A 26,790-nucleotide genomic window follows, 5' to 3' on the forward strand; every position below is an offset into this window, starting at 1 on the left:
ACTATCTTTACCGATCAAACGTTTATGAACTTAAGTTGCTTTTATGCAACACTACATATATAATTATGGCATGTACAAGTTGTTCAACCTCAGATGGTGGCGCACCAAAAGGTTGTAAAAATAATGGGACTTGCGGCACCGATAGCTGCAATAAATTGACGGTTTTTGACTGGCTTTCGAACATGAGTCCGTCTAATGGAGAGGCGATTTTTGATTGTGTTGAGGTTCGTTTTAAAAACGGACGCAAGGAATTTTTTAGAAATTCAGAGAAATTAACTTTAAGTATTGGCGATATTGTAGCAACTGTTGCTTCGCCAGGACATGATATTGGAATTGTTACTTTGACAGGCGAATTGGTTAAAATTCAAATGAAGAAAAAAGGAGTAAATCACGAAAGTAACGAAGTTCCGAAAATTTACAGAAAAGCATCTCAAAAAGATATTGATATTTGGTCTGTAGCCCGTGATCGTGAAGAACCAATGAAAGTTCGTGCACGTGAATTGGCAATTCAGCATAAATTGGAAATGAAAATTTCGGATATCGAATTTCAAGGAGACGGATCAAAAGCGACGTTTTACTACACCGCAAATGATCGTGTCGATTTTAGAATGCTGATTAAGGATTTTGCAAAAGAATTCAGTACAAGAGTTGAGATGAAACAAGTTGGTTTCCGTCAGGAAGCGGCACGTTTAGGCGGAATTGGTTCTTGCGGACGTGAACTTTGCTGTTCAACTTGGCTGACCGATTTTAGAAGTGTCAATACATCGGCGGCGCGTTATCAGCAATTGTCGTTGAATCCACAAAAATTGGCAGGACAATGCGGAAAGCTTAAATGTTGTCTAAACTATGAGTTAGATACTTACATGGATGCTTTAAAAGATTTTCCAGATTACGATACTAAATTAGTAACCGAAAAAGGAGACGCTGTTTGTCAAAAACAAGATATTTTTAAAGGATTAATGTGGTTTGCATACACTAATAATTTTGCAAACTGGCATGTTTTAAAAATTGATCAGGTTAAAGAAATTATTGCCGAGAATAAGCAGAAAAATAAAGTTTCTTCATTAGAAGATTTTGCGATCGAAGTAACTTCTGAGCCAGAAAAAGACTTTAATAATGCAATGGGTCAAGAGAGCTTAACTCGTTTTGATCAGCCAAAAAGAAAGAAAAAACCAAACCGCAAGCGCAAACCAAATGCTGAAAATGCGGTCGTGGCAACGGCACCAGCTAAACCACAGCAAGGAAATAATAACAATAATAATAAACCGGCTGGGGGAAATCCGAATAAATCGAACAAAGGACAGAACAAGCAAAATAATTCGAATAAATCAAATAAACCGAATGAAAACAAGCCTGCTGAACCTAGAAAACCTATAATTATTACTAAAAATGAGAATAAAAAATAGCGCAATTCTTCTTTTGGTTGCAATACTTCTTTTCTCTTGCGATAAGAAAAGAGTATTTGATGAATACAAATCGGTTGGAAGCGCCTGGAATAAAGATAGTGTCGTAACATTTGATCTGCCAGTTTTAGATTCTACCAAAAAATACAATTTATTTGTAAATTTGAGAGACAACAACAATTATCCGTATAATAATTTGTTTCTAATTGTGGCTATTGAAACGCCAAGCGGTTTCACAAAAGTGGATACTTTAGAATATCAAATGGCAAATCCAGACGGAACATTGTTAGGAAACGGTTTTACTGATATCAAGGAGAGTAAATTGTTTTACAAAGAAGATGTAAAGTTTAAAGGAAAATATAAAGTTCATATTAAACAAGCTGTTAGAGAATCAGGCAAAATTCCTGGTGTTCAGGCTTTAGAAGGTATTACAGACGTTGGTTTTAGAATAGAACAAAAAGATTAGAAAATAATTATGGCTGCTAAGAAAAACAATCAAACAAATAGCGTTAAAGATATTAATTACTATAAAAAGAAGTTCTGGCGTGTTTTTGCATATACTTTGCTGGGTATTCTGGCTTTCTTTTTATTTGCCTCTTGGGGATTATTCGGTTCAATGCCTTCGTTTGAAGATTTGGAAAATCCGGACTCAAATTTAGCCACTGAAATTATTTCTTCAGATGGTGTAGTTATCGGTAAATATTTCAAAACCAACAGATCTCAGCTTAAATATTCTGATTTGCCAAAAAGTTTAGTTGAAGCGTTAGTGGCAACAGAAGATGCACGTTTTTACGAACACTCAGGAATTGACGGACGCGGAACTTTAAGAGCTGTTTTCACCTTAGGAACTAATGGTGGAGCAAGTACATTAACACAGCAATTAGCCAAACAATTATTTCACGGAGAAGGTTCTAAGTTTTTGCCGTTTAGAATTGTTCAGAAAATAAAAGAATGGATTATTGCGATTCGTCTAGAAAGGCAATATACCAAAAACGAAATTCTTGCAATGTATTGCAACGTTTATGATTTTGGAAATTATTCTGTTGGAGTAAGTTCGGCAGCGCAGACTTATTTTTCTAAAGATCCAAAAGATTTGACAATGGACGAATCAGCGATTTTGGTTGGAATGTTCAAAAATTCAGGATTATACAATCCAGTTCGTAATCCGCAGGGCGTAAAAAATCGCCGTAATGTTGTGCTTTCTCAAATGGAAAAAGCAAAAATGATTACTACAGCAGAAAAACTGAGATTGCAGGCTTTGCCAATTACTTTAAAATTCAAATTAGAAAGTCACCGCGAAGGTATGGCAACATACTTTAGAGAATATCTTCGTGACTACATGAAAAAGTGGGTTGCTGAAAACAAAAAACCTGACGGTTCTGATTATGATATTTATAAAGATGGTCTAAAAATCTACACAACTATCGATTCAAGAATGCAGCAATATGCTGAAGAAGCGGTTTCAGAACACATGAAAAATTTACAACAGCAGTTTTTCCTTGAAATGAAAACCAATAAAAATGCTCCTTTCGTAAATATTACCCAAGCTGAAACAGACAGAATCATGATGCAGGCGATGAAAAATTCTTCTCGCTGGGCAATTATGAAAGATATGGATAAGAGTGAGGATGATATCATTGCTTCATTCAAAGTAAAAACGCAAATGCGAATATTTACTTGGAAAGGAGAACGTGATACTATTATGACGCCACTAGATTCAATTCGTTATTACAAACACTTTTTGCAGTCTGGTTTAATGGCAATGGAACCTCAAACCGGAAATATCAAAGCATGGGTTGGAGGAATCAATTACAAATATTTCCAATACGATCACGTTGGTCAGGGAGCAAGACAAGTTGGTTCGACTTTTAAGCCTTTTGTTTATGCAACGGCAATCGAGCAGCTAAATATGTCTCCATGTGATTCAATTTTAGATGGACCATTCATGATTCATAAAGGACGTCATCACGTAACAGAAGACTGGGAACCAAGAAACTCAGACAACAGATACCGCGGAATGGTAACGTTGAAACAAGGTTTGGCAAATTCAATCAATACAGTTTCTGCCAAATTAATTGACAGAACTGGTCCAGAAGCGGTGGTTGAATTAACTAAAAAATTAGGTGTAAAAACAGAAATTCCAGTACAGCCATCGATTGCATTAGGAGCTGTAGATATTACGGTTGAAGATATGGTTGCGGCGTACAGCACATTTGCAAATCAGGGAGTTTATGTAAAACCTCAGTTTTTAAGCCGAATTGAAAATAAAAGCGGTGAGGTGATTTATGAACCAATTCCAGAATCGCATGACGTTTTAAATAAAGATATTGCTTTTGCAGTAATCAAATTATTAGAAGGTGTTACTGAAACAGGTTCTGGTGCGCGTTTACGTACGCAGGGCGGAGGAAGCGGTGATAACCGTTGGACAGGATACCCTTATATGTTTACAAATCCAATTGCAGGTAAAACCGGAACAACACAAAATCAGTCAGACGGTTGGTTTATGGGAATGGTTCCAAATTTAGTAACAGGAGTTTGGGTTGGTTGTGAAGATCGTTCAGCACGTTTCAAAAGTTTGACTTATGGACAGGGAGCTACTGCAGCATTACCAGTTTGGGCTTACTTTATGAAGCTTTGTTATAAAGATCAAAACCTTCAGATTTCAAAATCAGAATTTGAGCGTCCAGCAAATCTTTCTATAAAAGTAGATTGCTACAGCAGACCAGCTGTCGTAAAAGATACTACGCAGACAGAACAAAACACAGACGAATTCGAGTTGTAAACTTAAATTTAGTTTTTTAAATAATAAATCCTTTTGTAGTCTTCTAAGTCTGAAGAATACAAAAGGATTTTTTTGATCACTAGCTTTTACATATATACTCCGCTAGGAGTTAAATATTGGTAGAAAACATTGAATGTTTAGATTTTGAAGATGTCCCGTAGGGACTAGATCTTTTAAGATTCTTAATGAATTTCACATATAGTCCCTATGGGACAAAATAGCATTGACAATAAATTTTCTATCAATATTTAATCTCTACGAGATATATTTATATTGGATTGAATATTTATAATTAAACCGATGAAAATAAATTCATCAAAACTATTACGAAATCGATATAATTCAATCTAAAAATCTTATTTTTATCAAAAATATACGGTAATAAAGACAGTTTGTTATGATAACAAAAAAAGTTAACAATGTTCAAGAAGCAATAGCAGGAATTGAAACCGGAATGACAATTATGTTTGGTGGTTTTGGTTTATGCGGAATTCCTGAAAATACGATTGCAGCGCTGGTAAACACATCAATTTCAGATTTAACTTGTATTTCAAATAATGCGGGAGTTGATGATTTTGGTTTGGGATTGCTTTTGCAGAAAAAACAAATCAAAAAAATGATTTCCTCATATGTTGGTGAAAATGCTGAGTTTGAACGCCAGATGCTTTCTGGAGAATTGGAAGTTGAATTGACGCCACAAGGAACTTTAGCAGAAAGATGCCGCGCAGCGCAAGCCGGAATTCCTGCATTTTTCACGCCAGCTGGTTATGGAACTGAAGTTGCAGAAGGAAAAGAAGTGCGTGAATTCAAAGGAAAAATGCATATTATGGAAAAAGCTTTTGAAGCTGATTTTTCGATTGTAAAAGCATGGAAAGGCGACGAAGCAGGAAATCTTATTTTTAAAGGAACTGCAAGAAACTTTAACGCTTGTATGGCCGGTGCTGGAAAAATCACAATTGCCGAAGTTGAAGAACTGGTTCCAGTGGGAACTTTAGATCCAAATCAAATTCATATTCCGGGAATTATGGTACAGCGTATTTTTCAAGGAGAGAAATTTGAGAAACGTATCGAGCAACGCACGGTTAGAATTAGATAATTAGAAAATGTGATAATTAGAAAATGCTCTGCGTAATCTAAATAATTATCAAATTGACTAATTGGCACATTAAAAAAAAAGACACATTAGAAATATGCTGAGTAAAGAAGATATAGCAAAACGAATTGCAAAAGAAGTAAAAGACAGATATTTTGTAAACCTTGGAATTGGGATTCCGACTTTGGTTGCGAATTATGTTCGAGAAGATATTGCGGTTGAATTTCAAAGTGAAAACGGAGTTTTGGGAATGGGACCTTTTCCATTTGCAGGCGAAGAAGACGCCGATATTATCAACGCCGGGAAACAGACTATTACAACGCTTCCGGGTGCGAGTTTTTTTGATTCGGCTTTTAGTTTCGGGATGATCCGCAGTCAAAAAGTTGATTTAACGATTTTAGGTGCAATGGAAGTTTCTGAAAACGGTGATATTGCCAATTGGAAAATTCCGGGTAAAATGGTAAAAGGAATGGGAGGTGCAATGGATTTAGTGGCTTCCGCCGAAAACATCATCGTTGCCATGATGCATGTGAACAAAGCAGGGGAATCTAAAATCTTAAAAAAATGTACTTTGCCATTAACAGGTGTAGGATGCGTTAAAAAGGTTGTAACCGAACTTGCAGTTCTCGAAGTAACCGAAAAAGGTTTTAAGCTCTTAGAACGAGCGCCAGGTATTTCTGTCGAGCACATCATCGCTTCAACGGAAGCGGATTTGATTATCGAAGGCGAAATTCCTGAAATGTCGATTTAAAGTTTAGCTTTTAAATTAATTTAAATATAGAGAACTTCTTGAAAAAGGGTTCTCTTTTTTATTTTTCAGATCAAACAACAAAGTAATCTTTTATTTACATTTGTTGTGATTTTAAAAAAGACGCATTTGGAAAAGTTTGAAATAGATATTAAATGGGGAAGTTATTTCTTCATTATAAATACAGCAAGTACAATTTTTATAGCATTATTAATGTCTTTGATAGACGGTCGCAGTTTGTTATATCTGTCTAATTTTGTTATTCCGGTTTTTATAATTCAATTGTTTTATTTTACTGTTAAAGCTTTTAAAGAAAATAATGAAAATGGTTTAAGTAAAGGTTTTCGAAAGTTTTTTGTTTTCATTAGGCTTTTGATATTTTATTTCTTTCTAGTTTCATTTTTAAACCAAACTTCAAGTTCAGATATTCGATATAATTCTTTACTGTTTTCTTATAGAAGAAAAGATCTTTCAGAATTTTTAATTGATGAGAACTCAAGTGAAGATTATGTTATCACATTAAATGATTTTCTTTTTATGTTAAAAAGAAAACTTAGACTAATAGCAGAAATTTAGCATAAAATAGAAAACATAAAAAACCGCCCATTGAGGCGGTTTTTCATTTATAAGATTTTGCGAACTTTGCGTAAATCCTAGCATTCTTTGCGGTTAAATACCAAGTACTATAAATTAAAAGAAGCTCCTAAACTAAAAGTTGCTTGATTATTCAAATGATCAAAAACGTCATTGTTATCGCTGTATTTTGCTATTGGAAAACCAATTTCTGTGAAAACTCCAAATCCTTCAGTGAAGAAATAACGACCACCTACGTGACCACCAAAATTCTTCAGACCTATACTTAAACCTGGGTAAATATCTAATTGTTCAATTCCGATAACACTGCTTAAATTAGCGTTGATTCTTGCTTTTGCATCAAAACGATCTTTGAATTCTGGTTTGTAATCATTGTACGGAGTTGGATTGCCACCATAAATACCATTAAAATTATTTACTCCAAGTAAATAATTCGTAACAAAACCAAAAGAGAAATTTTCTCCTAATCCGAAATCTACAGAACCCTGAATTCCTGAACCGCCATCTTGAAGATTAGCACCTACGTTAACTTTGATGTCGCCTTTTCCTTTAAATGCTTGTTGTGCTTGCGTTAATCCGAATGATAATAAAAACAAAAATGTAATAATTTTTTTCATAAAACTTTAAATTAATTGATTTGGTTTGCAAATGTAAACTTTTATACATTAATTCCTACCTTTTTCATCAAAATAGAGTTCATTTAACGGGTCACTTTGCCAGAATTCTTTTGTGTCAACATTCATGATCGTAAGTGGTCCTTTAAAAGCTGCGCCAGTGTCAACATTCCAAACGCAGGCTTTGTTTACAGGTACAGTTTGCCCAATTCTGGTAACAGGAGTATGGCCAATGTAGATTTCTTTATAAACTGTAAAACGTTTAGGATAATATAAATCATCGGGCTTTAAATTTGGATTTAAAGCAAGCGCCGATTCCCAAAGCGTTCTATCCCAGTAAAATAATTTCGGAAAGTATTCCCAGACTACACCATTCAAATTTGTAAATCCAGCGTGAACAAAAAGTCGGTTTTCATCATCAAGATAATAATCCTTCAGTGATTCTAAAAATGCAATATGTGTTTTCTTTTTTTCTTCAGAAAGTTTAGAATATCCTTCAACAGTAGCTTTTCCGCCATGTTTATACCACATTTCTTCATCAAAATCTTCATGTCTGTTTTCAAGCCAGTCGAGAGCCAGCTGATCATGATTTCCTCTAATGCAAATGCATTTTTGTTTGGTTTTAAGATCAATTAAAAAATCGATTACATCGGCAGATTGACTCCAGCCGTCTACATAATCACCTAAAAATATAAGAGTATCGTCTGCGGTAACTTTGGCTCTGTCCAACACTTGCTCAAGTGCGCGTAATCCTCCGTGTATATCGCCTATAACAAATGTTCGCATTTTTTAATATTTCGAATAAGGATTACAAAAATAGAGAAAATGATTTGTTTGGAATCATTTAGTTGTTAATCTTTAAAAATTGATACTATTTATAACTATTGCCAGCGTTTTTTTATTGTTTTCCTATTTAAATTTGTACAATGTCTGAAACGCCAACATACCGTAAAATTATCCACATTGATATGGATGCTTTTTATGCCTCAGTAGAGCAGATGGATAATCCGGCTTTACGTGGAAAACCCGTCGCTGTTGGTGGTTCAGAAAACAGAGGAGTAGTTTCAGCAGCGAGTTATGAAGCCAGAAAATTTGGTGTCCGAAGTGCTATAAGTGGAGTTTTGGCCAAAAAATACTGCCCAGAAATTATTTTTGTCCGTCCGAGATTTGATCGTTATAAAGAAATCTCTTCTAAAATTCATAAAATTTTTCATGATTATACGGATTTAGTTGAACCGCTTTCGCTGGATGAAGCTTATCTTGATGTAACTCAAAATAAAAAAGGAAACCCAAGTGCCAGTTTGCTTGCGCAGGAAATCAGAATGCGAATTTTGAACGAAGTTGGGCTTACAGCTTCTGCAGGAATTTCAGTCAATAAATTTGTTGCTAAAATTGCCAGCGATGTCAACAAACCGAATGGGCAAAAAACCGTTAATCCAGATGAGGTTTTAGCTTTTTTAGAAGAATTGCCAATCCGGAAATTTTATGGTGTTGGAAAAGTAACGACAGAAAAAATGTATCAGCTTGGTATTTTTACCGGAGCCGACTTAAAAAGCAAAACGCTGGAATTTCTGGAAAAACATTTCGGAAAATCTGGAGGTTTTTATTATAAAGTTGTTCGCGGTATCCATAACAGCGAAGTAAAATCAAACCGCATTACAAAATCTGTTGCAGCTGAACATACTTTTGATGTCAATTTATCATCTGAAATTTTTATGCTTGAACAGCTTGAAAAAATCGCAACATCATTAGAAAGACGTTTGAAGAAACATAATATTTCAGGAAAAACAGTTACGCTAAAAATCAAATACAGCGATTTCACACAACAGACCCGCAGTAAAACACTTCCATACTTTATTTCAGATAAAAGTCTGATTTTAGAAACCGTAGAAGAATTATTGTATCAAGAGCGAATGAAAGATTCTGTGAGATTGCTTGGAATTTCGCTAAACAACTTAAATACAGAGGAAAAGAAAGCGGTTGTTGTGCAATTAAAATTTTCATTTTGATATGTTATAATATTTGAAAATACGGTTTTCCGTAATAAAAATTGGAGTTTTAGCTTTATCTTTGAGAGAAAAGATGTCTCATTTAAATTGCTCCAAATGAAAAACGCTGACCATGAAGATGCTTCCTATCGATATTCGGTTCCAATTTTGGCTTGGGATTTTCACTATGAATATGTAAATGAATTGAAAGCGATAGTTTCCGATTTGAAAAAGCTCCATGATATTTCAACTCAATATTCATGGAATGAAAAGGAACTTGAAATAGAAGAACGAATTAAAAATGAAGTAGTTGTGATTACAGATTTGAATTTGAAAATCGTTTTCGCATCCAGTAAAATTAAAAGAATGACGGGTTATACCGAGGCAGAAGTTTTAGGCAATACGCCCAAGATGTTCCAAGGTCCGGAAACTTGCCCAAGTGCTTTGAAAGAAATCAGAGAAGCAATTCAGTTAAAAACTGCATTTGAGAAGACGATAGAAAACTATAAAAAAAATGGAAAAATGTACAGCTGTCACATCAGCGGTTTTCCAGTTTATAACGCTAAAGGCGAAGTTTCTCATTTTATAGCATTTGAAAGAAATGCCTTTAGTGCTTAATTTTTTTAACCCAAAAGTACGCTAAGACCTGCGCAAGGTTCGCAAGATTTATAAAAAACAAAACCGCCCAAAAGGCGGTTTTTATATTCATAAAGAAAACTTAGAATCTCAGTACCTCAGATTATAAATTCTCAAAGAAGTCATTTCCTTTGTCATCAGTGATGATGAAAGCAGGGAAATCTTTCACGGTAATTTTACGAACCGCTTCCATTCCTAGCTCTTCAAAATCAACAACTTCTACTTTTAGGATATTATCTTGTGCCAAAATAGCAGCTGGGCCACCAATAGAACCTAAGTAGAAGCCACCGTATTTGTTGCAGGCATCCGTAACTTGTTTCGTACGGTTTCCTTTTGCAAGCATAACCATACTGCCGCCATGTTTCTGGAATTCATCTACATAAACATCCATACGCCCAGCCGTTGTTGGTCCAAAACTTCCTGAAGCCATTCCTTCTGGAGTTTTTGCTGGTCCAGCATAATATACAGGGTGATTTTTAAAGTATTCCGGCATTGGTTTTCCGGCATCTAATAATTCTTTGATTTTTGCGTGCGCAATATCTCGAGCAACAATTACAGTTCCGTTTAATTTCAAACGTGTTTTAATTGGATATTGAGATAATTTAGCCAAAATCGCTTCCATTGGCTGATCCAAATCAATTTCAACCGGAGCTTCTAAATGTGGTGCTGTTTCTGGTAAAAATTGTTTCGGATTTACTTCCAACTGTTCAACGAAGATTCCATCTTTCGTAATTTTTCCTTTAATATTTCTATCGGCAGAACATGAAACTCCTAATCCAACTGGACAAGAAGCGGCATGACGAGGCAAACGAACGACACGAACATCATGTGTAAAATATTTTCCTCCAAATTGAGCTCCAATTTCACTTTCCTGACAGATTTTTTGAACTCTTTCTTCCCATTCTAAATCACGAAAAGCCTGACCGGCCATATTTCCTGATGTTGGAAGATAGTCATAATATCCTGCAGATGCTTTTTTAACGGCGCCTAAATTCGCTTCCGCAGAAGTACCGCCAATTACTAAAGCCAAGTGATATGGAGGACAAGCCGAAGTTCCTAAATCTTTAATTTTTGCGCGAATGAAGGCGTCAAGGGATTTATCGTTCAATAACGATTTTGTCTGCTGGTATAAATATGTTTTATTAGCAGATCCGCCTCCTTTTGCCATGAATAAGAACTCATAAGAATTCCCTTTTTTAGCATAAATATCAATTTGAGCCGGAAGATTTGATCCTGAATTCTTCTCTTCAAACATCGTAATTGGAACGATTTGAGAATAACGTAAATTACGTTTTTGGTAGGTATTGAAAATTCCGCGGCTTAGCCATTCTGCATCATCAACACCAGTAAAAATGCTTTCGCCTTTTTTTGCCATTACAATTGCAGTTCCTGTATCTTGACAGCTTGGCAATTGACCTTCGGCTGCAACCGAAGCATTTTGAAGTAGATTATACGCCACAAAACGATCATTGTCAGTCGCTTCTGGATCGTCAAGAATTTTTCTTAGTTTTTGTAAATGTGTTGTTCTCAACATGAACGAAACATCTGTTAACGCTTCTTCAGCCAATAATTCTAGACCTTTAGGATCAACAGTTAAAACTTCGCGTTCTCCAAATTTTTCTGTTTTTACAAAATCAGAAGTGATTTTGCGGTATTGTGTCTCATCCTTTAAAATTGGATAAGGATCTTGGTATATAAAATCAATCATTGTTTTGTTTTTTTACAAAGTTAGAAATTATTTACCTAAGAAAGAATTTGAATTAGGGGTGTTTTAAAGTGATTATTCTTGTTTATGAAAGTCATCAAAACTCATTTTTTTCTCAAAATAAGTCTTGTCTTTTGCCGAAAGCAATTGCTTTTTCCAATGATTTCCGTTTAAGCGAAAAATAATCGAATCAGAGTGAGTAACGGTTCCCATATTTTCGTCGTTATCATCCGGTACAAATGCAACGGTTTTACAGTAGAATAATTCAGGATTGGCTTTCTTCGACGGATTTTCGAATTCAACCCAATTCCCCCAGCCACTGTCAGACAGCGTGTACCAATCATAAACCAACTGTAAGTCGTTGTTTTTTAAATAATACAAATAGTTTTCGTGCATATAACCACATGCAGGATATCCAAAACCCAGTTGAATAAAAAGAGAACTTTCGATACTCTCTCTGCCCAATCCATAAATAAGATTCCATTCGGATCCTTCTTCAATTCCTTTAATAGTAATTTCGGTATTGGCAGTTTTCGTCTTATTAAAATAAAAATCAAGTCGGTATTTTCCCGTTACAACACTATCCTTATCCATTTTTTTATCTAACAGATGTGCCAAAATATAATTATCCTTTGCAGTTTCTCCATTTGTATAAACAGAAACGGTATCTGTTTTTAAGAAAATTTCTTTTTCCGTAATCGCTTCTGTTTTGGTTTTAGAAGTTTTTTCAGAAGTTTGATTTGCCGGCTTTGGTTTTTGGCAACCAATTAAAAGAAATAGGATAAAAAGGCATTGTGGTTTCATTAATGTTTGATATTTATTAATTTTTTTGTGTTAAACTCAATTTAATTATATATAAAGATTTAAAAAAACCAAGTTGCCACAAAAATCGCCGTAATAACACAAATTAAATCTACCAAAAGCATTGTGCCTAAAGCATAACGCGTATTTTTTATATTAATCGAACCAAAGTAAACCGCAATTACATAAAAAGTGCTTTCAGCACTGCATTGAAAAATACTGCTCAATCTTCCCGTTAGAGAATCTGCGCCAAAAGTATTCATAGAATCAATCAAAAAGCCTCTTGATCCCGCAGAGCTAAAAGGACGTAACATTGCTACAGGTAAAGCATTCGTGATTTCTTGACTTACACCTAAATTCGAAAATACAAATCCGATTCCATCACTGATAATTTCAAATAAGCCACTGTTTCTGAATAAAGAAATGGCAACCAGCATTCCCAAAACATAAGGGAAAATGGTAACTCCGGTTTTAACTCCGTTGTTCGCGCCGACTACAAATGTGTCAAAAACAGTCGTGTCAGCTTCTTTAAATTTTTTCTCATGAACAAATGAGAAAATCAAGGTAAATGCAATAATTGCAATTAATATTAACCCAGAAAGGTTAGACGTAAAATAATTTTTTCCAATTAAATCCAAATGATTCACATACATAAGCAAACCAACAATTGCTGCAATTAAAACCATTAAACCAATAAGAAGTGAAGCACTTTTAAAATTGATTTTTTGTTTGATTCCCACAATTAAGAAAGCGGCAATTGTGCCAATAAATGAGGTTATAATGCATGGCAGCATGACATCGGCTGGATTTGTTGCATTTGCCGCTGCACGATATCCAATAATCGAAGTCGCGATTAAGGTTAATCCAGACGCATGAAGACACATAAACATAATCTGCGCATCACTAGCTTTGTCTTTATCGGGGTTTATTTCTTGTAAACTTTCCATGGCTTTCAGTCCAAAAGGCGTTGCGGCCGAATCTAAACCTAAGAAATTAGCAGCAAAGTTTAGCGTCATATAGGATATCGACGGGTGATTTTGTGGGATACTTGGAAATACTTTCACAAATACCGGACTCAAAAGTTTCGCTAATTTTCCAGAAGCTCCGGAAATAATCAAAAGTTCCATTAAACCGCAAAAGAAAGCCAAATAAGCAATAAGCGGCAGAATTATATCAACTAAAGTAGTTTTACAAGTTGGCAGCAAACCATCAGATTTTTGAAGACCGCTGTAAATTTTTACCGTTTTGTTTTTGTAAACGTAAGTAGTATCGGCATTTAGCGTATCGCGATTGATAATCATGGTTTGATCCTTCGCTTTTGTAATACTGTCTTTTATGAAAGCTGGAAGCTGTTCGATGTATTTTTCAGAAACCAAAATTGGGTCGTCTTTTTTTCCATTCAATACAGAATCAACAGTATAAGTATTGGCAGTAAATAAACTGACTACAATAAAGAAAATTGAAGAAATGAAAATCGCTAACCAAAATCTGCTTAAAACCATAATTATATTTTTTGTAAATGTAATTATTTAGCAATAAAATGCACAAAGATTTTAGTGCCGAAAGCAGAAGTATTTATATGAAACGGCAATCTTTTAGTGAAAATTCGATTTATTCAATAACAATTTTGGTTCCGAGATACTTTTCAAAAGCTTTAATTTCATCAAATAAAATTTCTTTTTTAGAGTTTTCGATCGCATTAAAAAAATGTGTTTCTACTTTGACATGATCTTTTTTGACCGTTCTTTTCCAAATTCCAATTACTTTTCCGTTTTCGAGAATAATGGGTTTAAAAATACCATTGTTGGTAAAAGCTTTTGATTGATGTTCTGGCTGCATCGAAGCTTCTCGAGTTTTATACGAAATTAAAATCTTATCAAAAGCCGGAAGAAAATGTACGCTTTCGCGGAAGTCATTTTCAAAAGAACAATCCGTTCCAAACCAATAAATCTGTCCGTCAATTTCGATAGAATTTAATTGCAACTTAATTGCATTAATGATTTTTGAGCAGATAGTTGGAGGGAAACCAGACCACCACGAAAAGTCAGTAATCGTAGCAGGGCCGTGGCTTTCGAAGTATCGTTTTGCTAGTTTTGCGAGGCCTTCTTCTTTGGTTAATTTGGTTTTTGGTCTAGCAACTCTTTCTTCTAATAATGCATAAGTGATTTGTTTGCCTTTCATTTTTCCGTTGCAAACTAAGCCGTCGAGTTCGGCATTCATCATTAAGGCCGCACTCAAAAAATCGGCAACAGACGTTTTTTTGATGTTGAGTTCTTGCATGATTTCGTCACGTGTCAGATGATTATTTCCTGCTAATAGTTTTTCGATTTTGGAATTGGTCTGATCGAGTTTTTTGGCATCATAACCAAATTTCTTAGCCGCCGAAGCTGTAAAACGTTTCACTTGTGGAGCCGAAAGATCCAGCATCCAATAAATATCTTCTGAAGAAACAAAATGCCAAGTTGGACGCAAAATATGTGTCCGGATAATTTTAGCCGAATTTACAGCTTCTTCAATTTCCTTTTCAGAAGCATCACATCGGGAACCAACCGCCCATTTTGCCATTGCATAATCCTGCGCTTGCATTGCACCAAAATGCCGAACAACTTCTTGCGGTGTGCAGGAATTTGTTTTGTACAATTTTTGAGCAACCAAACGATGATGTGAAATTTCAGAATGTGTCACAATTTGTTTTTATAATAGAAAATTAAAAAAGAAAACAATATTAATTGCTGAATGACTAAAATATAAATTCCAAATTTTAACTGACTTTGATTAAAGTAGATAAAATATACAGACGAAAGTAGGCATAAAATGATAAGTGTATATATTAATTTATGTCTTTTAAAATGAAAAGAAATTATTTCTAATAGAATAGAAATGGGAATTAAAAGAACAATAAAAAGATCTATTGTTTCCAAATAGGGATATCTTAAATGGTAAAAAATACTTTTAGTTATTTCGATACTATATTCGAGGTAATTTATTGAATAGGAGCTAGAATGAGTTACCGAATTTTCAAAAAATGGAAAAAATAAAATCCCCATTGCTGATAATAGTAAAAAGTAAATCAATAGATTTTTCATAGCTGCCTTTTTAGACGTGAATAATCTCTTCGTCAATAAGCAATTCTTCTCTGCGTAAGCGAAGGAAAATCTGTGCTACAGCAATGGTGTCTTTTTCGCAATACGTTACAATTCGGTCAATATCTTTTTCGACATAAAAAACATGTGCAACTTGACTTCCGTCGATATCGCCTTTTGGAGATGGAACTCCGAGAATTTTGGTCAGTAATTTTAAAGAAGTAAAATGCTTGTAATCGCCAAATTTCCATAATTCCAAAGTGTCTAAATGCGCAATTTCCCAAGGTTTTTTGCCAAATAAATTCAGTTTATCAGGAATTGCGATTTGGTTGATAATCATTCGTCGCGCAATAAACGGAATATCAAATTCTTTGGCATTATGTCCGCATAATAAATGCTGTGGCTGATTGAAATGATTATTCAGCAGATTATTGAAGTCTTTCAGAATCTTTTTTTCTTCTCCAAAAAAAGATGTTACTCTAAAATTTCGAATATCTCCTTTGATTGTAAAATAACCAACAGAAATACAAACAATCTTTCCAAACTCCGCCCAAATCCCGGCACGATCATAAAACTCTTCAGGCGTAAAATCATCTTTTCGCTGATATTGCGTTTTCTGATCCCAAAGCGATTGCATTTCTAAGTCAAGCGAATTGAAGTTTTCTTCTTCCGGAACGGTTTCTATATCAAGAAATAAAATGTTGTTGAGGTTAATTTTTTCAATCATTATTGAGACATCTTAGATGTTAGATTTTTAGACTTGTTAGATTTATAAAAGTACAAAAAACCAATCTTTATATAAGAATTAACGTATGTTTTTTAAAACAAACTTTGTTGAGCAGAAGGACTTTCGTGTTCAAGTAACCATTTTTTGCGGGACAAACCTCCGGCGTAACCGGTTAAAGAACCATTCGTGCCTATAACCCGATGACAGGGAACCACAATCCAAAGCGGGTTTTTGCCATTTGCCGAAGCTACCGCACGAATGGCTTTGATATCGCCCAGTTTTTTGGTTTGATCCATGTAGCTGATGGTTTTTCCATATGGAATTTCCAATAATGCTTTCCAGACTTTTTGTTGAAATTCGGTTCCTTTCGGGTTTAGTTTTAAATCGAAATCGGTTCTTTTACCTTCAAAATATTCTGCAAGTTGCAAAACGGCGTCTTTTAAAACTTTTGGGATTTTTTTAGAGACTTCATTTGTGCCAACATCTGAAACGGAAATCACAGCAATACCATTTTCATCTCCAATGATTTTGGTGATTCCTAAAGGCGAATTGATATATGCTGTTTCCATATTTTTTAGGTTAATCACAAAGATAGGAAGGTTTCGCAATCCCGATAGTTATCGGGAGCAAAGTTTTTTTAAACCATATAAGTTATATAAGTAATTTATGGTTTTGTGTTATCATACGATTGTCACCCTGAGCGATCCCGAGGCTTCGGGAGAAGGGCTCGCCAATTGGGACGGGGCTTCGACTTCGCTCAGCCTGACAATCTCTAATAATTTTCTAGCTTAAATTGATAGTTTAAAATGGTTTCAATTTTTTCGCTCGAAACAATCTTTTTAATATTCGATTTTTCAGAACTAAATTTCGGTAAAATCAAGTTTTGTTCCTTTGCTTTTTGAGTGTAATATTCCTGTCTTGTCGGATGAAAAGGCGCAACGGCATTGAAAAGTTCATTCCATTTTGATTGATTTAGGATTGCTTCGATAATTCCGATACAATCCTTCTGGTGAATCAAATTTACTGGTGCATCAGGATTTTCGAGGTTTTCTTTTCCTGCCAAAAATTTTACTGGATGACGTTCTTCACCAATTAATCCGCCGAAGCGTAAAATGGTGGTTTCGAAATTTTGGTTTTGCTGTAAAATAGCTTCTGCCAAAAATAATTGCTTACCGCTTTCAGTCTCCGGATTCGGAATCGTTTCTTCTGTAATCAAACTGTTGTCATCTCCATAAACAGAAGTTGAACTTACAAAAAGTACTTTTTTTATCCCTGATCTCTCTATAAACGGAATTAGATTTTCGATTTTCTGCACAAAAACTTTTTGCGAAGAATCACCCGTATTTCTTAATTTCGGAGGAATATCAATAATTAGGATTTCGCTTTCGGATAAAAAAGAAGTTATGTTTTCTGAGACACTTTCGCTCTCCAACGTTACCAAAAACGGATCTATTCCAGCTTCTGCTAAAATTGAAAGTTTGTTTTCAGAAGTTGTGGAGCCGCTTATCGAATTTCCTTTTTCGAGAAGTCTTTTGGCTAAAGGCAGCCCTAACCATCCGCACCCTAATATGCTTATTTGTTTCATTGTCGTTTGTATAGCTCTCGCAAAGTCGCAGAGGCGCAAAGTTAAATTTTTAAGCCTATTTCTTTGCGACTTCGCACCTTTGCGAGATTAAATTTTTACAAATCAAGAAAAAAACAAATCTTTTCTTTTCCCTTTGCACCAATTCTGTGGTAGAATTTAATAGCTCTTTCGTTAAATTGCGGCGTGCGCCACTGCATGTTGACACATTTTTTTTCTTTTCCGATTAATTTTATTTTATCGATTAGTGCTTCTCCAATTCCAAAATTTCGGGCTTCTTCCTCCAAAAACAAACAATCCATATAAATGAAATCGCCTGCGCTCCAGGTGGAATACGTAAAATTATAAGAAGCATAGCCCACGATATCATCATCAGTGGCAACTACTAAACAAAATAATTTGGGATTTTCACCAAATAAAGCTTCTTGTAAACCTTTTTCTTTTCCTTCTGGATCATATTCCGCTTTCTCAAATTCTGTGTGTTTTTGGCATAAGATGACCAATTTGGGCAAATCAGCTATTTCGCAATCTCTTATTGTATATTCCATTGAAGATTAATTTCGGTTTGTAAAAAGGTTATGAAATGATGAAAATAAGCCGGATACTCTTGATTATCCCGAATGGCAATAAAATGCTTTCTTTTTAAGCCGTTTTTTCCAATTTTGATGGCTTTTATCGGATTGTTCTTTAAATGTGGTAATAAAGCCCATTTTGCCATCGACATGACGCCCATATCGGCTTTTACCATTTCCAGAGAAGCTTCTGTTAAAGGCAAGGCGGTAATTTTCTTCGGAGATACTTTGGCTGGAGCCAAAAGAAATTGGTGAATGGTTACCGTTTCCATCGGAAGGGAATGAATAATCAAATGTTCATCGATAAAATCTTCGGCAACAACGAATTTTTTGTTTGCCCAGGCATGATTTTCAGAAACCGCCATTACAACTTCGTCCTGAAAAAGCTCCATGTATTTGATGTTATTATCATTAATCTGATCGCTGATAATCGCAATATCAATGGTATTGTCCAATAATTTTTGCAACGGAATATGAGTTGCTTCCGTTACGATTTTCAGTTCAACATTCGGATAAAGGAAATGAAATTGCTTCATCACCGACGGGAGCCAGTGATAACTCGAAAAACATTCGGTACTGATTCGGATTTCGCCGTATTCTCCAAAAACCATTAGTTTGATTTGTGTTTGGGTCTGCGAAAGCTTGTCGAGAATTTCGTTGGCCAATTCGTAGATTTTCTCGCCAGCTTTTGTCAATACTAATTTTTTGTTCGTTCTCAAAAAAATAGCAGTTCCCAATTGATACTCAGCTTCTTTGAGCTGGTGACTCAAGGCCGATTGCGTCAAATGCAATTTATCTATCGCTTTTGTAATGCTTCCTTCTTCGACAATTGCTTTTATTAATCGTAAATGACGTATTTCCATTTTTTACCGAATTTAAATACAAAGGAACAAAATTTTAGAATGGCTTTTCTATGAAAAAAAGTAATCAAAGTGATGAATTCTTTTCGTTTTTATGGTGTTTGATGTTCTGTTACTTTTGAAAAAACAAAATCATAAAACAAAGAAATATGGAAGCACAAATTAAACATTATGAAAACAAATTAGCCTTCGAAATGGATCCTTCTGATTTGTTTGATGCCTTAAATAACGGTGAAAAAGTAGTGGTAATTGATGCCCGAAAAGCATTTGGTTTTGAAGCCGAGCATATTCCGACCGCGATTAATATTCCGCATCGCGAAATGAATTTAGAAACCACACAACATTTAGACAGAGACATTTTGTATGTAACCTATTGCGACGGAATTGGCTGTAATGCTTCGACGAAAGGCGCGTTGAATATGACGAAACTAGGTTTTAAGGTCAAAGAATTAATTGGCGGAATCGAGTGGTGGAAGTTTGACGGTTATGCAACCGAAGGCACAAAAGGAGTTGAGTCGGGATTGAAAATTGAATGTGCGTGTTAAGCATTTAAAGGTTCTGAGATGCTAAGATTCTAAGGTACTGAGGTTTCAAAAATTGTATAAATAACAAAAGCACTATGAAAATAGTGCTTTTGTTTTAAATCTCTGTACCTCTGTGTCTTTGTCACTTTGAATCTATTTTTAAGATTCAATCAAAGCTTTTAATGCCTGCAAAATCGGATTCTCTTCACCTTGCGGTTCTTCCTGAACGGCTCCGGGACGATTGTCTTCCTGAATGATTTCGAGTTTTGTTTTCTGATTTTTTTCAGATAAAAGATAACTCATAATAAAATAGTTTTCTGGCTTGTCTTCTAATTCCGGCCTCGGAAAAAACAAAGAATAAGAGATTTTCTGATTCGGAGTAACTTCAATAACAGTTCCCCATTGTTCAAAAACTTGGCCTTCCCATTCATTTCTAAACCGTATCTCATTGCCTTTTTTCCAGTCTGTGACAAGGTCGCTTCCGTATTGCCATTGTTTGACCAATTCTGGTTTTGTCAAGGCATTCCATACTTTTTCGATTGGGGCATTCAGAACGATTGTAGAAATATTTGTTGCCATTTTATTCTATTTTTATAGCTGGTTTTAAACTGTCTTTTACCACTGATAAACTGTCGGTTACCGGAGCAACAGGCAATTGAGGCACTGGCGCGACATATCTTTTTATTTTTTGCTGAATTAAAACGGCATCATTTAATACAAATGGAGTTGGCATCATCCAGTCGCTTCTTGGTCTAACTTTAAGTAATGGATTTGTCATTAAATCGAAAGAACTTTCAATTAAATCCATATCAAAAATAGATGATTTATTGATGTAAAATTCCATTTCAAGAGGTTCGTTGCCAACAACATAATAGCATAATATTTTTGCGCCTTCACGTTCAAGATGATTTGTTTTTGCGCCCAATTCTGCAACTCCATTTGCCTTAAAGTTGTAGAAAGTCATTTTTGGATTTGCAAAAATGTCGTAACGGTTTACTTTACGATTTGGAGTAATTCTTATTTTCAGATATCTTTTGTTTCCAATTATACTGTCTCTCAAGAAAGAAATCGTTGGTTTTGGAACATCAACAACTGGAGCGATTGCGCTGTATGTAAAACCAGAATTGTATTTGCTGGCAAGCGGAAGACTATTTAAACCAACAGCTTTTTGATTTTTTTCACCTAAATATGATTTTGTCCATTCGTCTAAATTAACATCATATGTTGTCCAAACAGCAGAATTATTGTCCGCATTATAAACATATAATAAACTGTTCGATTTTGCTTTTCCGTATTCGTATCCTGAATGATAGCCTGCATAGATAAAAAAGCTGATTGAAACTACAAAAAATAACATTGTCCAAACGCCTTTTTTAATAAAAGCACCAAAAATTGGAAGCAATAATCCGAAAGCCAGAACAGTTAGAATGGCGCTTCCAAAAAGAATTTTTAAACCTAAACCAATTGGGAACATTACAATGAATGGCGCAATGATGATTAAAGCTGGAATAGAAAATAGTAAACTTAGACCTAAGCTGTTATGACCTGTAAGAACATAAATTCCGAATAAAATTATTCCGAAATAAACAGGAACAATCAAGAATCCGGCTCCAACTAAATTATTTGCTATAAAGGCATTTATAATAATCCAAAGCAGCAATGCAGTCACAAAATGATTCATTGTTGATTTTGGATCAGAAAAATGATGATAAAATGCAAAGCAAATGGCAATGCTCAGTGTTACAAATGCGCCAATATAAGCGTGGCCATTATAAGTGAATCCGTTGAGCATATCTGAATATTGCGGATATACTTCTAAAACAATTTTCCAGCCTAGAAAAGTTACTAATCCAGCAATAATTACTGCTCCTAAAAGCGGTACAAAACCTTTGAAAATCTCTCTGAAATTGATGATGTGTTTTGCTTTTCCGATAAAAATAAAAAGAATCAGTAATCCTAAAGCAATTATTGTCATTGGCGTTACCCAAGAAAAAGGATAGCTGATGAAAGAAAATGGAACGCTGAAATAAACATCGTCTTCGGCAGAATCTGTAGCATTCAAATCAGCATTTGATAAATACTTCAGCAAAGGCATCAGATAAGATCCCTGATGCGCCAGAGTGGTTTTGTTTAAATGCTGTACATCATCTTGCTGTGTGTGATAATTGTAATGTCCGTCGATAAAAGCAAAGTTAAAACCTTGAATTTTGCCTTGTTCTCTAAAAACAGTTAAATCAGTATCATTTGGAAGCATTTTGTAAATGCTGTACATTAATGAATTTGAAACCGGATATGCCGCTTTTGCATTCGAAAACTCTTTTACAAGCGCTTTGTTTCCTTTGTTGGTTTCCATCAGCATATAGCTTGGGCCAGATGAACCTCTAGCTTCAAAATTCAGCACCAAACCAACATCTTTTGCCCACGGATGTTTGTTTACAAAAAGTGCAGCTCCATTTAATCCTAATTCTTCAGCATCAGAAAATAGAATTATAATATCGTTTTTATGAGGCTGTTTTGCATATAAAAAAGCACGAATTCCTTCAAGAATAGTGGCAACTCCAGAAGCATCGTCGCTTGCTCCTTTTGAAAAAGAATGCGGTGCACTGTCATAATGTGAAAGAAGCAAAAGTGCTTTTGAGTTGTCAGTTCCTTTTATGCGCGCCAGAATATTTTTAGATTTTACTAAAAGCCCTCTGTCGTTTAGTGTAAAACCTTCTTGAGTAGTGACTTCTAAACCTATTCTGTTTAGTTCAAGTTTTAAGTAATTTGCAACTAATTCATGATTGGTTGACCCTACATAATGCGGTTTTTGCGCAATTATTTCTACCTGATTCAAGGCTCTTTCTGTGGAGAATTCTGCCAGAGCTTCTTCTTCCCGCGAGATATATTGTGGCATCATTGTGGCATAAATAATGCCCAAAATGCCTAATACACAAAGAAATCCAAGAATTGAGGTGGGGTTTTTTTTCATGATGAATCGTACTATATTTCTTTTTTAACTAGCATAAAATAATCGTTGTCCAGGGAACGGTATCCTTGGTCGTACAGGAAATAGTAGGTATTCCCTGTTTTGGTCTGCAAGATATTGGTAAAGAAATCAAAATCAAAACCTTTATTTATCATTTTTTCCCGCGTTGCTTTCGATTTTCCTTCTGAATTTAATTCAGCCAAAATACGGTAATTTTTGCGTAATTTATTGTTTACATTCCGCATAAAATTAGTAGTGTCTTTATTTATTTTGTTGTTGTAGGCATTTCGGCAGCTGTCTGAACAGAATTTTTTGTCTTCACGGCCAACAATTTTTTCGGAACATTCGAGGCAGGTCTTCATGAATTGAGTTTTTTAATTTCGTATAAATCTGTTCTTCTGTCTTTTAAAGTATGAACACTTCCATGTTCGTGCAGTTCTTTCAGCAAATTTAAATCGACATCAACAATTAATGTCATTTCTGTATTTGGAGTTGCTTCGGCTTTGATTCCGTTGCTTGGAAAAGCAAAATCAGATGGCGTAAAAACAGATGCCTGTGCATATTGAATATCCATATTATTCACTTTTGGAAGATTTCCTACACATCCTGCAATGGCGACATAACATTCGTTTTCAATCGCGCGTGCCTGCGAACAATGTTTTACACGAGTGTATCCGTTTTGAGTATCCGTTAAAAAAGGCACAAATAAAATATTCATTCCTTCATCTGCCAAAAGTCTTGAAAGTTCTGGAAACTCGACATCATAACAAATTAAAATCCCAATTTTACCGCAGTCCGTATCAAAGGTTTTAAATTCTGAACCACCTTTCATTCCCCAATGTACCACTTCGTTTGGGGTGATGTGAATTTTCGTGTACATTTCTGAAGTTCCGTCTCTTTTGCATAAAAAACCAACATTGTATAAATTTCCATTTTCCATATAAGGCATACTTCCGGTAATAATATTGATGTTGTATGAAATAGAAAGTTCCTGGAAACGTTTTCTGACGGGTTCAGTATGGCGTGCTAGTTCTCTAATCGCTTCGGCTTCGGATAAGTGATTGAAATCGGCCATCAGCGGAGCAATGAAAAGTTCTGGAAACAACGCAAAATCGCTTCCATAACCAGAAACTACATCAATAAAAAATTCAGCCTGCTCAAAAAATTCTTCTAGATTATTGAGCGGACGCATCTGCCATTGAATCAAACCAAGCCGAATAACGCTTTTTTCAAGATTGATCAGTTTTGGACTTTCGTCGTAATAAATATTATTCCATTCCAGCAAAACTGCAAATTCTTTTGATTCTTCGTCGCCTTCTAAATAATTTTTGATAATTCTTAAAACGTGAAAATCGTTGCTGAGCTGAAAAGAAAGAACGGGATCATATAATTCTTTATGTTTTACTTTTTCTATATAATTTTTTGGACTCAGCTTTTTGGAATGTTGTGCGTAATTTGGGATTCTTCCGGCAAAGACAATTGCTTTTAAATTCAGTTGTTCGCAAAGTTCTTTACGCGCGTCATATAATCGGCGCCCTAAGCGTAAACCACGATAATTTGGATGAATGAAAACATCTATTCCGTATAGGATTTCGCCATCGGAATTATGTGTTGAGAAAGTATAGTCACCAAGAATCTGACTGTAATTGTGTTTTTTGTCGACGAGTTTTTCATCAACAATAAGCGACAATGCTGATCCTACAACGGTGCCGTCTACCAGGATTACCAGTTGTCCTTCTGGAAAAATACTCAGCAATCTTTCAATGTCTTCAATTTGCCAATACGAATTCGCCATTTCAGGATAAGACTGAATCATCGAATTTTTTAACTGCTTGTAATCTTCGATTTCCAAGTTACGAAGTTCAACCTTATTGATTTTTGTTTGCATATCGTAGGATTTATCTCAAATATACAAAATTATTTCCATTTGCAAACGCTTACAAATAGTTACAATCGAAAGTAAATAGTTTGCAACCGAATATTTTAGCAGAGCCATCGCAACTTTGCATTGTTGAATTTGATCAACGAATTTTTATATGAACATTTAAATAGTATACGCCATGAATGCAATGAAAAACAGAGTACAATTAATTGGTAACGTAGGAAACGATCCAGAAATTAAAACATTAGAAAGCGGTAAAAAGCTGGCACATTTAACTATCGCTACAAACGAAAGTTACAGAAATGATAAAGGCGAAAAAGTAGAACAGACGGAATGGCATCGTGTTACGGCGTGGGGCAAAACGGCCGAAATTATCGAAAAATTTGTTGTAAAAGGAAAAGAAGTTGCGGTAGACGGAAAACTGACCCATAGAAGTTACGATGACAAAAATGGAGAAAAAAAGTACATTACCGAAGTTGTTGTAAACGAGATTTTATTGCTTAGTAAATAATCTTTGATTGAATGAAGCAAACCCGACAGGTTTTTGAAACCTGTCGGGTTTAATTGTGTCGCCTAAAAATAGTTATAGAACCGAAGCCCCATTTATATCAGTAGTAAGCACTTCGCTCATATAATCAAAAAAAGGTCTCATGTTTTTAAAAGCATCTAAAGCCTGCTCGAGAAAGAGTGGACTTAATACTTCTTCATCTGAAAAACGTTTTATAACCAAAAATTGTTTGAAACGAAGTAAGTCAATTGCTGGATGATCTACTTCGAAGCCTTTTGGTTTTGTTTTCAACTGCTCGCCTTGTAAAGTTCCGAAGTTGCTGATGAAAGATTTTGCATTCAATATTTCCTGAAAAGTTTCAGGATCTCTCGCGAATTCTGCTCTTATTCGTTTTAAATCTGCGGCATTTGGTCCCCAAAATCCTCCAGCGAAAAAACTATTTCCTTTTTCTAAATGAAAATAATAACCGCCGCGTCTGGCTGCAGTTGCGCGCGTATAACTTCCTCCCCAAAAATGTTTAAAAGGAGTTTTGTCTTTAGAAAAACGTATATCTCGATAGATTCTGTAAACACTTTTCTTTCCCGAAGTATTTTCTAAAACATCAGTTTTGGAAAGTTCTTTTAGTAAAGCGCCAGCGAAATTCTCAATATGATTTAATTCGATTAAATATTGTGGTTTATTGGCTTCAAACCAAGGTTTGTTGTTGTTTTCCTTGAGCTGGCACAAAAAATCCAGACTGGATTTTGGGATTATGATTTGGTTTTCCATATAAATTTTGAGTCTTTTAAATTGCAACAAGACTGCAATTTAAAACTAAAAAACCCACCGAAAAAATTTGGTGGGTTTTTGTATATTTAGTTAAGCAGTTTTTTTGAATAAATCAAACATCGGACAACGTGAACAACGCTTCTTTTCACTTTTTTTGTATTTCTCACAACAAGAAGATTTACAGTTTTCTAACTTCTTGATGTTCTCAAGGATAACTTTATTCTTCTTTTTCTTTTTATCCTTTTTCTTGTCTTTGTCTTTTTCTTTCTTGCTCAATTTTCCTCTGTATTATAAAAACAGTGGCAAATATATATCAAAAAAGTTATTTTTAAGTATTCTAAATAAACTTTAACTTTTTTATTTAGGATTGATTGCAATCGAGCTTGTAACTGTTAATTGCTGAATATCACGATCAAACAAGTAAAGTCCGCCTTTGTCATCGCCAATTAAGTTGATTTTATCCAAAATTGATTTAGCTGTAGCCTCTTCCTCGATTTGTTCAGAAACATACCATTGTAAGAAATTATGTGTTGCATAATCTTTTTCTTCAAAAGTAATATGCACTAATTCGTTGATAGATTTTGAAACAAAAAGTTCATGACTGTAAAGCTCCTCAAACATTTCTTTAAAAGTAGAATAACTTGTTTTTGGTGCTTTTAGATCTGTTATGTGAGCATGTCCTCCGCGTTCGTTTACATACTTTACTAATTTAAGCATATGTGCACGCTCTTCATCTGACTGTGTGTACATGAATTGAGCGATTCCCTCTAATCCGTGTACTTCAGCCCAACAAGCCATAGAAAGATAAGTTTGCGAAGATTCTGCTTCTATGCGAATTTGCTTGTTTAAAGCTGTTTCAATATTTTTTGATAGCATAATGATGTCTTTTTTGTAAAATTAACAAAAATAATCCATTCCACTTTTTAGAAATGGCTAAAACATGAGACATTTG

28 protein-coding genes are annotated in these 26,790 nt (G+C 34.9%); 10 read left to right on the top strand and 18 right to left on the bottom strand.

Features of this window, described 5'->3' with window-relative positions; genetic code table 11:
• Positions 1-65: 65 nt before the first annotated feature.
• The 6 genes from ricT to GKZ88_RS20510 all read left to right on the top strand — a co-directional run bounded on the left by ricT (position 66) and on the right by GKZ88_RS20510 (position 6,602).
• The gene (gene ricT, locus GKZ88_RS20485) at positions 66-1,406 is read left to right on the top strand and encodes a regulatory iron-sulfur-containing complex subunit RicT (RefSeq protein WP_155104173.1); all 1,341 of its coding nucleotides are present in this window, start codon (positions 66-68) and stop codon (positions 1,404-1,406) included.
• The gene (locus GKZ88_RS20490) at positions 1,390-1,869 is read left to right on the top strand and encodes a gliding motility lipoprotein GldH (protein ID WP_155104174.1); all 480 of its coding nucleotides are present in this window, start codon (positions 1,390-1,392) and stop codon (positions 1,867-1,869) included. Before ricT ends, GKZ88_RS20490 begins: the two co-directional genes overlap by 17 nt.
• A 9-nt stretch (positions 1,870-1,878) precedes the next feature.
• On the top strand, positions 1,879-4,185 hold the full coding sequence (locus GKZ88_RS20495) for a transglycosylase domain-containing protein (protein ID WP_155104175.1): 2,307 nt from the start codon (positions 1,879-1,881) through the stop codon (positions 4,183-4,185).
• 397 nt (positions 4,186-4,582) lie between these two features.
• Entirely contained in the window at positions 4,583-5,281 is a 699-nt protein-coding gene (locus GKZ88_RS20500) for a CoA transferase subunit A (RefSeq protein ID WP_155104176.1), read from the top strand.
• A 94-nt stretch (positions 5,282-5,375) separates the two neighbouring features.
• A complete protein-coding gene (locus GKZ88_RS20505; RefSeq protein ID WP_155104177.1) occupies positions 5,376-6,029 on the top strand; it encodes a CoA transferase subunit B in 654 nt (217 codons plus the stop codon).
• A 126-nt stretch (positions 6,030-6,155) separates the two neighbouring features.
• Positions 6,156-6,602, top strand: a complete 447-nt coding sequence (locus tag GKZ88_RS20510) for a hypothetical protein (protein WP_155104178.1) — start codon at positions 6,156-6,158, stop codon at positions 6,600-6,602.
• 107 nt (positions 6,603-6,709) lie between these two features.
• On the opposite strand, the gene GKZ88_RS20515 is transcribed toward GKZ88_RS20510, so the two are convergent.
• Both GKZ88_RS20515 and GKZ88_RS20520 read right to left on the bottom strand, forming a co-directional pair.
• Entirely contained in the window at positions 6,710-7,237 is a 528-nt protein-coding gene (locus GKZ88_RS20515) for a DUF6646 family protein (protein ID WP_155104179.1), read from the bottom strand.
• A 48-nt stretch (positions 7,238-7,285) separates the two neighbouring features.
• Positions 7,286-8,020 carry a metallophosphoesterase family protein gene (locus tag GKZ88_RS20520; RefSeq protein WP_155104180.1) on the bottom strand — a complete coding sequence of 245 codons (735 nt, stop codon included), beginning with the start codon at positions 8,018-8,020 and terminating at the stop codon, positions 7,286-7,288.
• Between the two features lie 140 nt (positions 8,021-8,160).
• On the opposite strand from GKZ88_RS20520, the gene dinB reads away from it, so the two are divergent.
• Both dinB and GKZ88_RS20530 read left to right on the top strand, forming a co-directional pair.
• On the top strand, positions 8,161-9,243 hold the full coding sequence (dinB, locus tag GKZ88_RS20525; RefSeq protein ID WP_155104181.1) for a DNA polymerase IV: 1,083 nt from the start codon (positions 8,161-8,163) through the stop codon (positions 9,241-9,243).
• Positions 9,244-9,339: 96 nt separating this feature from the next.
• The gene (locus GKZ88_RS20530; protein ID WP_155104182.1) at positions 9,340-9,840 is read left to right on the top strand and encodes a PAS domain-containing protein; all 501 of its coding nucleotides are present in this window, start codon (positions 9,340-9,342) and stop codon (positions 9,838-9,840) included.
• Between the two features lie 121 nt (positions 9,841-9,961).
• On the opposite strand, the gene GKZ88_RS20535 is transcribed toward GKZ88_RS20530, so the two are convergent.
• From GKZ88_RS20535 to GKZ88_RS20575, 9 genes are all read right to left on the bottom strand, one after another.
• Positions 9,962-11,566 carry a fumarate hydratase gene (locus tag GKZ88_RS20535; RefSeq protein WP_155104183.1) on the bottom strand — a complete coding sequence of 535 codons (1,605 nt, stop codon included), beginning with the start codon at positions 11,564-11,566 and terminating at the stop codon, positions 9,962-9,964.
• A gap of 72 nt (positions 11,567-11,638) precedes the next feature.
• Entirely contained in the window at positions 11,639-12,367 is a 729-nt protein-coding gene (locus GKZ88_RS20540; RefSeq protein WP_155104184.1) for a hypothetical protein, read from the bottom strand.
• A 59-nt stretch (positions 12,368-12,426) separates the two neighbouring features.
• Positions 12,427-13,866 (bottom strand): nucleoside recognition domain-containing protein, encoded by a 1,440-nt coding sequence (locus tag GKZ88_RS20545; protein WP_155104185.1) that lies wholly within the window; start codon positions 13,864-13,866, stop codon positions 12,427-12,429.
• A gap of 109 nt (positions 13,867-13,975) precedes the next feature.
• A complete protein-coding gene (locus GKZ88_RS20550) occupies positions 13,976-15,049 on the bottom strand; it encodes a winged helix DNA-binding domain-containing protein (protein ID WP_347343904.1) in 1,074 nt (357 codons plus the stop codon).
• Between the two features lie 411 nt (positions 15,050-15,460).
• Positions 15,461-16,174 carry a 3'-5' exonuclease gene (locus GKZ88_RS20555; protein ID WP_155104186.1) on the bottom strand — a complete coding sequence of 238 codons (714 nt, stop codon included), beginning with the start codon at positions 16,172-16,174 and terminating at the stop codon, positions 15,461-15,463.
• A 92-nt stretch (positions 16,175-16,266) separates the two neighbouring features.
• Positions 16,267-16,743 (bottom strand): methylated-DNA--[protein]-cysteine S-methyltransferase, encoded by a 477-nt coding sequence (locus tag GKZ88_RS20560; RefSeq protein ID WP_155104187.1) that lies wholly within the window; start codon positions 16,741-16,743, stop codon positions 16,267-16,269.
• Positions 16,744-16,946: 203 nt separating this feature from the next.
• Positions 16,947-17,759: an SDR family oxidoreductase gene (locus tag GKZ88_RS20565; RefSeq protein WP_155104188.1), complete on the bottom strand. Its 813-nt coding sequence runs from the start codon at positions 17,757-17,759 to the stop codon at positions 16,947-16,949.
• A 95-nt stretch (positions 17,760-17,854) separates the two neighbouring features.
• Positions 17,855-18,304 carry a GNAT family N-acetyltransferase gene (locus GKZ88_RS20570; protein ID WP_155104189.1) on the bottom strand — a complete coding sequence of 150 codons (450 nt, stop codon included), beginning with the start codon at positions 18,302-18,304 and terminating at the stop codon, positions 17,855-17,857.
• On the bottom strand, positions 18,289-19,191 hold the full coding sequence (locus GKZ88_RS20575; RefSeq protein ID WP_155104190.1) for a LysR family transcriptional regulator: 903 nt from the start codon (positions 19,189-19,191) through the stop codon (positions 18,289-18,291). Before GKZ88_RS20575 ends, GKZ88_RS20570 begins: the two co-directional genes overlap by 16 nt.
• A gap of 146 nt (positions 19,192-19,337) precedes the next feature.
• Between GKZ88_RS20575 and GKZ88_RS20580 the strand changes: the two genes are divergently transcribed.
• A complete protein-coding gene (locus tag GKZ88_RS20580; protein ID WP_155104191.1) occupies positions 19,338-19,733 on the top strand; it encodes a rhodanese-like domain-containing protein in 396 nt (131 codons plus the stop codon).
• Between the two features lie 138 nt (positions 19,734-19,871).
• Here the strand turns inward: GKZ88_RS20580 and GKZ88_RS20585 are convergent, their stop codons facing one another.
• The 4 genes from GKZ88_RS20585 to GKZ88_RS20600 are packed head-to-tail and all read right to left on the bottom strand — an operon-like array spanning position 19,872 to position 24,568.
• Positions 19,872-20,291 (bottom strand): SRPBCC family protein, encoded by a 420-nt coding sequence (locus GKZ88_RS20585; RefSeq protein ID WP_155104192.1) that lies wholly within the window; start codon positions 20,289-20,291, stop codon positions 19,872-19,874.
• A gap of 1 nt (position 20,292) precedes the next feature.
• Positions 20,293-22,683, bottom strand: a complete 2,391-nt coding sequence (locus GKZ88_RS20590; protein WP_155104193.1) for a M28 family peptidase — start codon at positions 22,681-22,683, stop codon at positions 20,293-20,295.
• An 11-nt stretch (positions 22,684-22,694) separates the two neighbouring features.
• A complete protein-coding gene (locus GKZ88_RS20595) occupies positions 22,695-23,042 on the bottom strand; it encodes a hypothetical protein (protein WP_155104194.1) in 348 nt (115 codons plus the stop codon).
• Complete coding sequence (locus GKZ88_RS20600; protein ID WP_155104195.1) at positions 23,039-24,568, bottom strand: bifunctional GNAT family N-acetyltransferase/carbon-nitrogen hydrolase family protein; 1,530 nt, start codon at positions 24,566-24,568, stop codon at positions 23,039-23,041. The genes GKZ88_RS20595 and GKZ88_RS20600 overlap by 4 nt, the downstream gene beginning before the upstream one ends.
• A 172-nt stretch (positions 24,569-24,740) precedes the next feature.
• On the opposite strand from GKZ88_RS20600, the gene ssb reads away from it, so the two are divergent.
• Entirely contained in the window at positions 24,741-25,073 is a 333-nt protein-coding gene (gene ssb / locus GKZ88_RS20605) for a single-stranded DNA-binding protein (RefSeq protein ID WP_155104196.1), read from the top strand.
• A gap of 72 nt (positions 25,074-25,145) precedes the next feature.
• On the opposite strand, the gene GKZ88_RS20610 is transcribed toward ssb, so the two are convergent.
• From GKZ88_RS20610 to GKZ88_RS20620, 3 genes are all read right to left on the bottom strand, one after another.
• A complete protein-coding gene (locus GKZ88_RS20610; protein ID WP_155104197.1) occupies positions 25,146-25,838 on the bottom strand; it encodes a DUF2461 domain-containing protein in 693 nt (230 codons plus the stop codon).
• A gap of 90 nt (positions 25,839-25,928) precedes the next feature.
• Entirely contained in the window at positions 25,929-26,114 is a 186-nt protein-coding gene (locus GKZ88_RS20615) for a hypothetical protein (protein WP_056188713.1), read from the bottom strand.
• 81 nt (positions 26,115-26,195) lie between these two features.
• Positions 26,196-26,714, bottom strand: coding sequence for a ferritin (locus tag GKZ88_RS20620; protein WP_035652756.1), 519 nt, complete (start codon positions 26,712-26,714; stop codon positions 26,196-26,198).
• Positions 26,715-26,790 lie beyond the last annotated feature (76 nt).

The sequence above is a fragment of the Flavobacterium sp. LC2016-01 genome, from assembly GCF_009711135.1.
In the GTDB taxonomy this organism is placed as follows: Bacteria; Bacteroidota; Bacteroidia; order Flavobacteriales; family Flavobacteriaceae; genus Flavobacterium.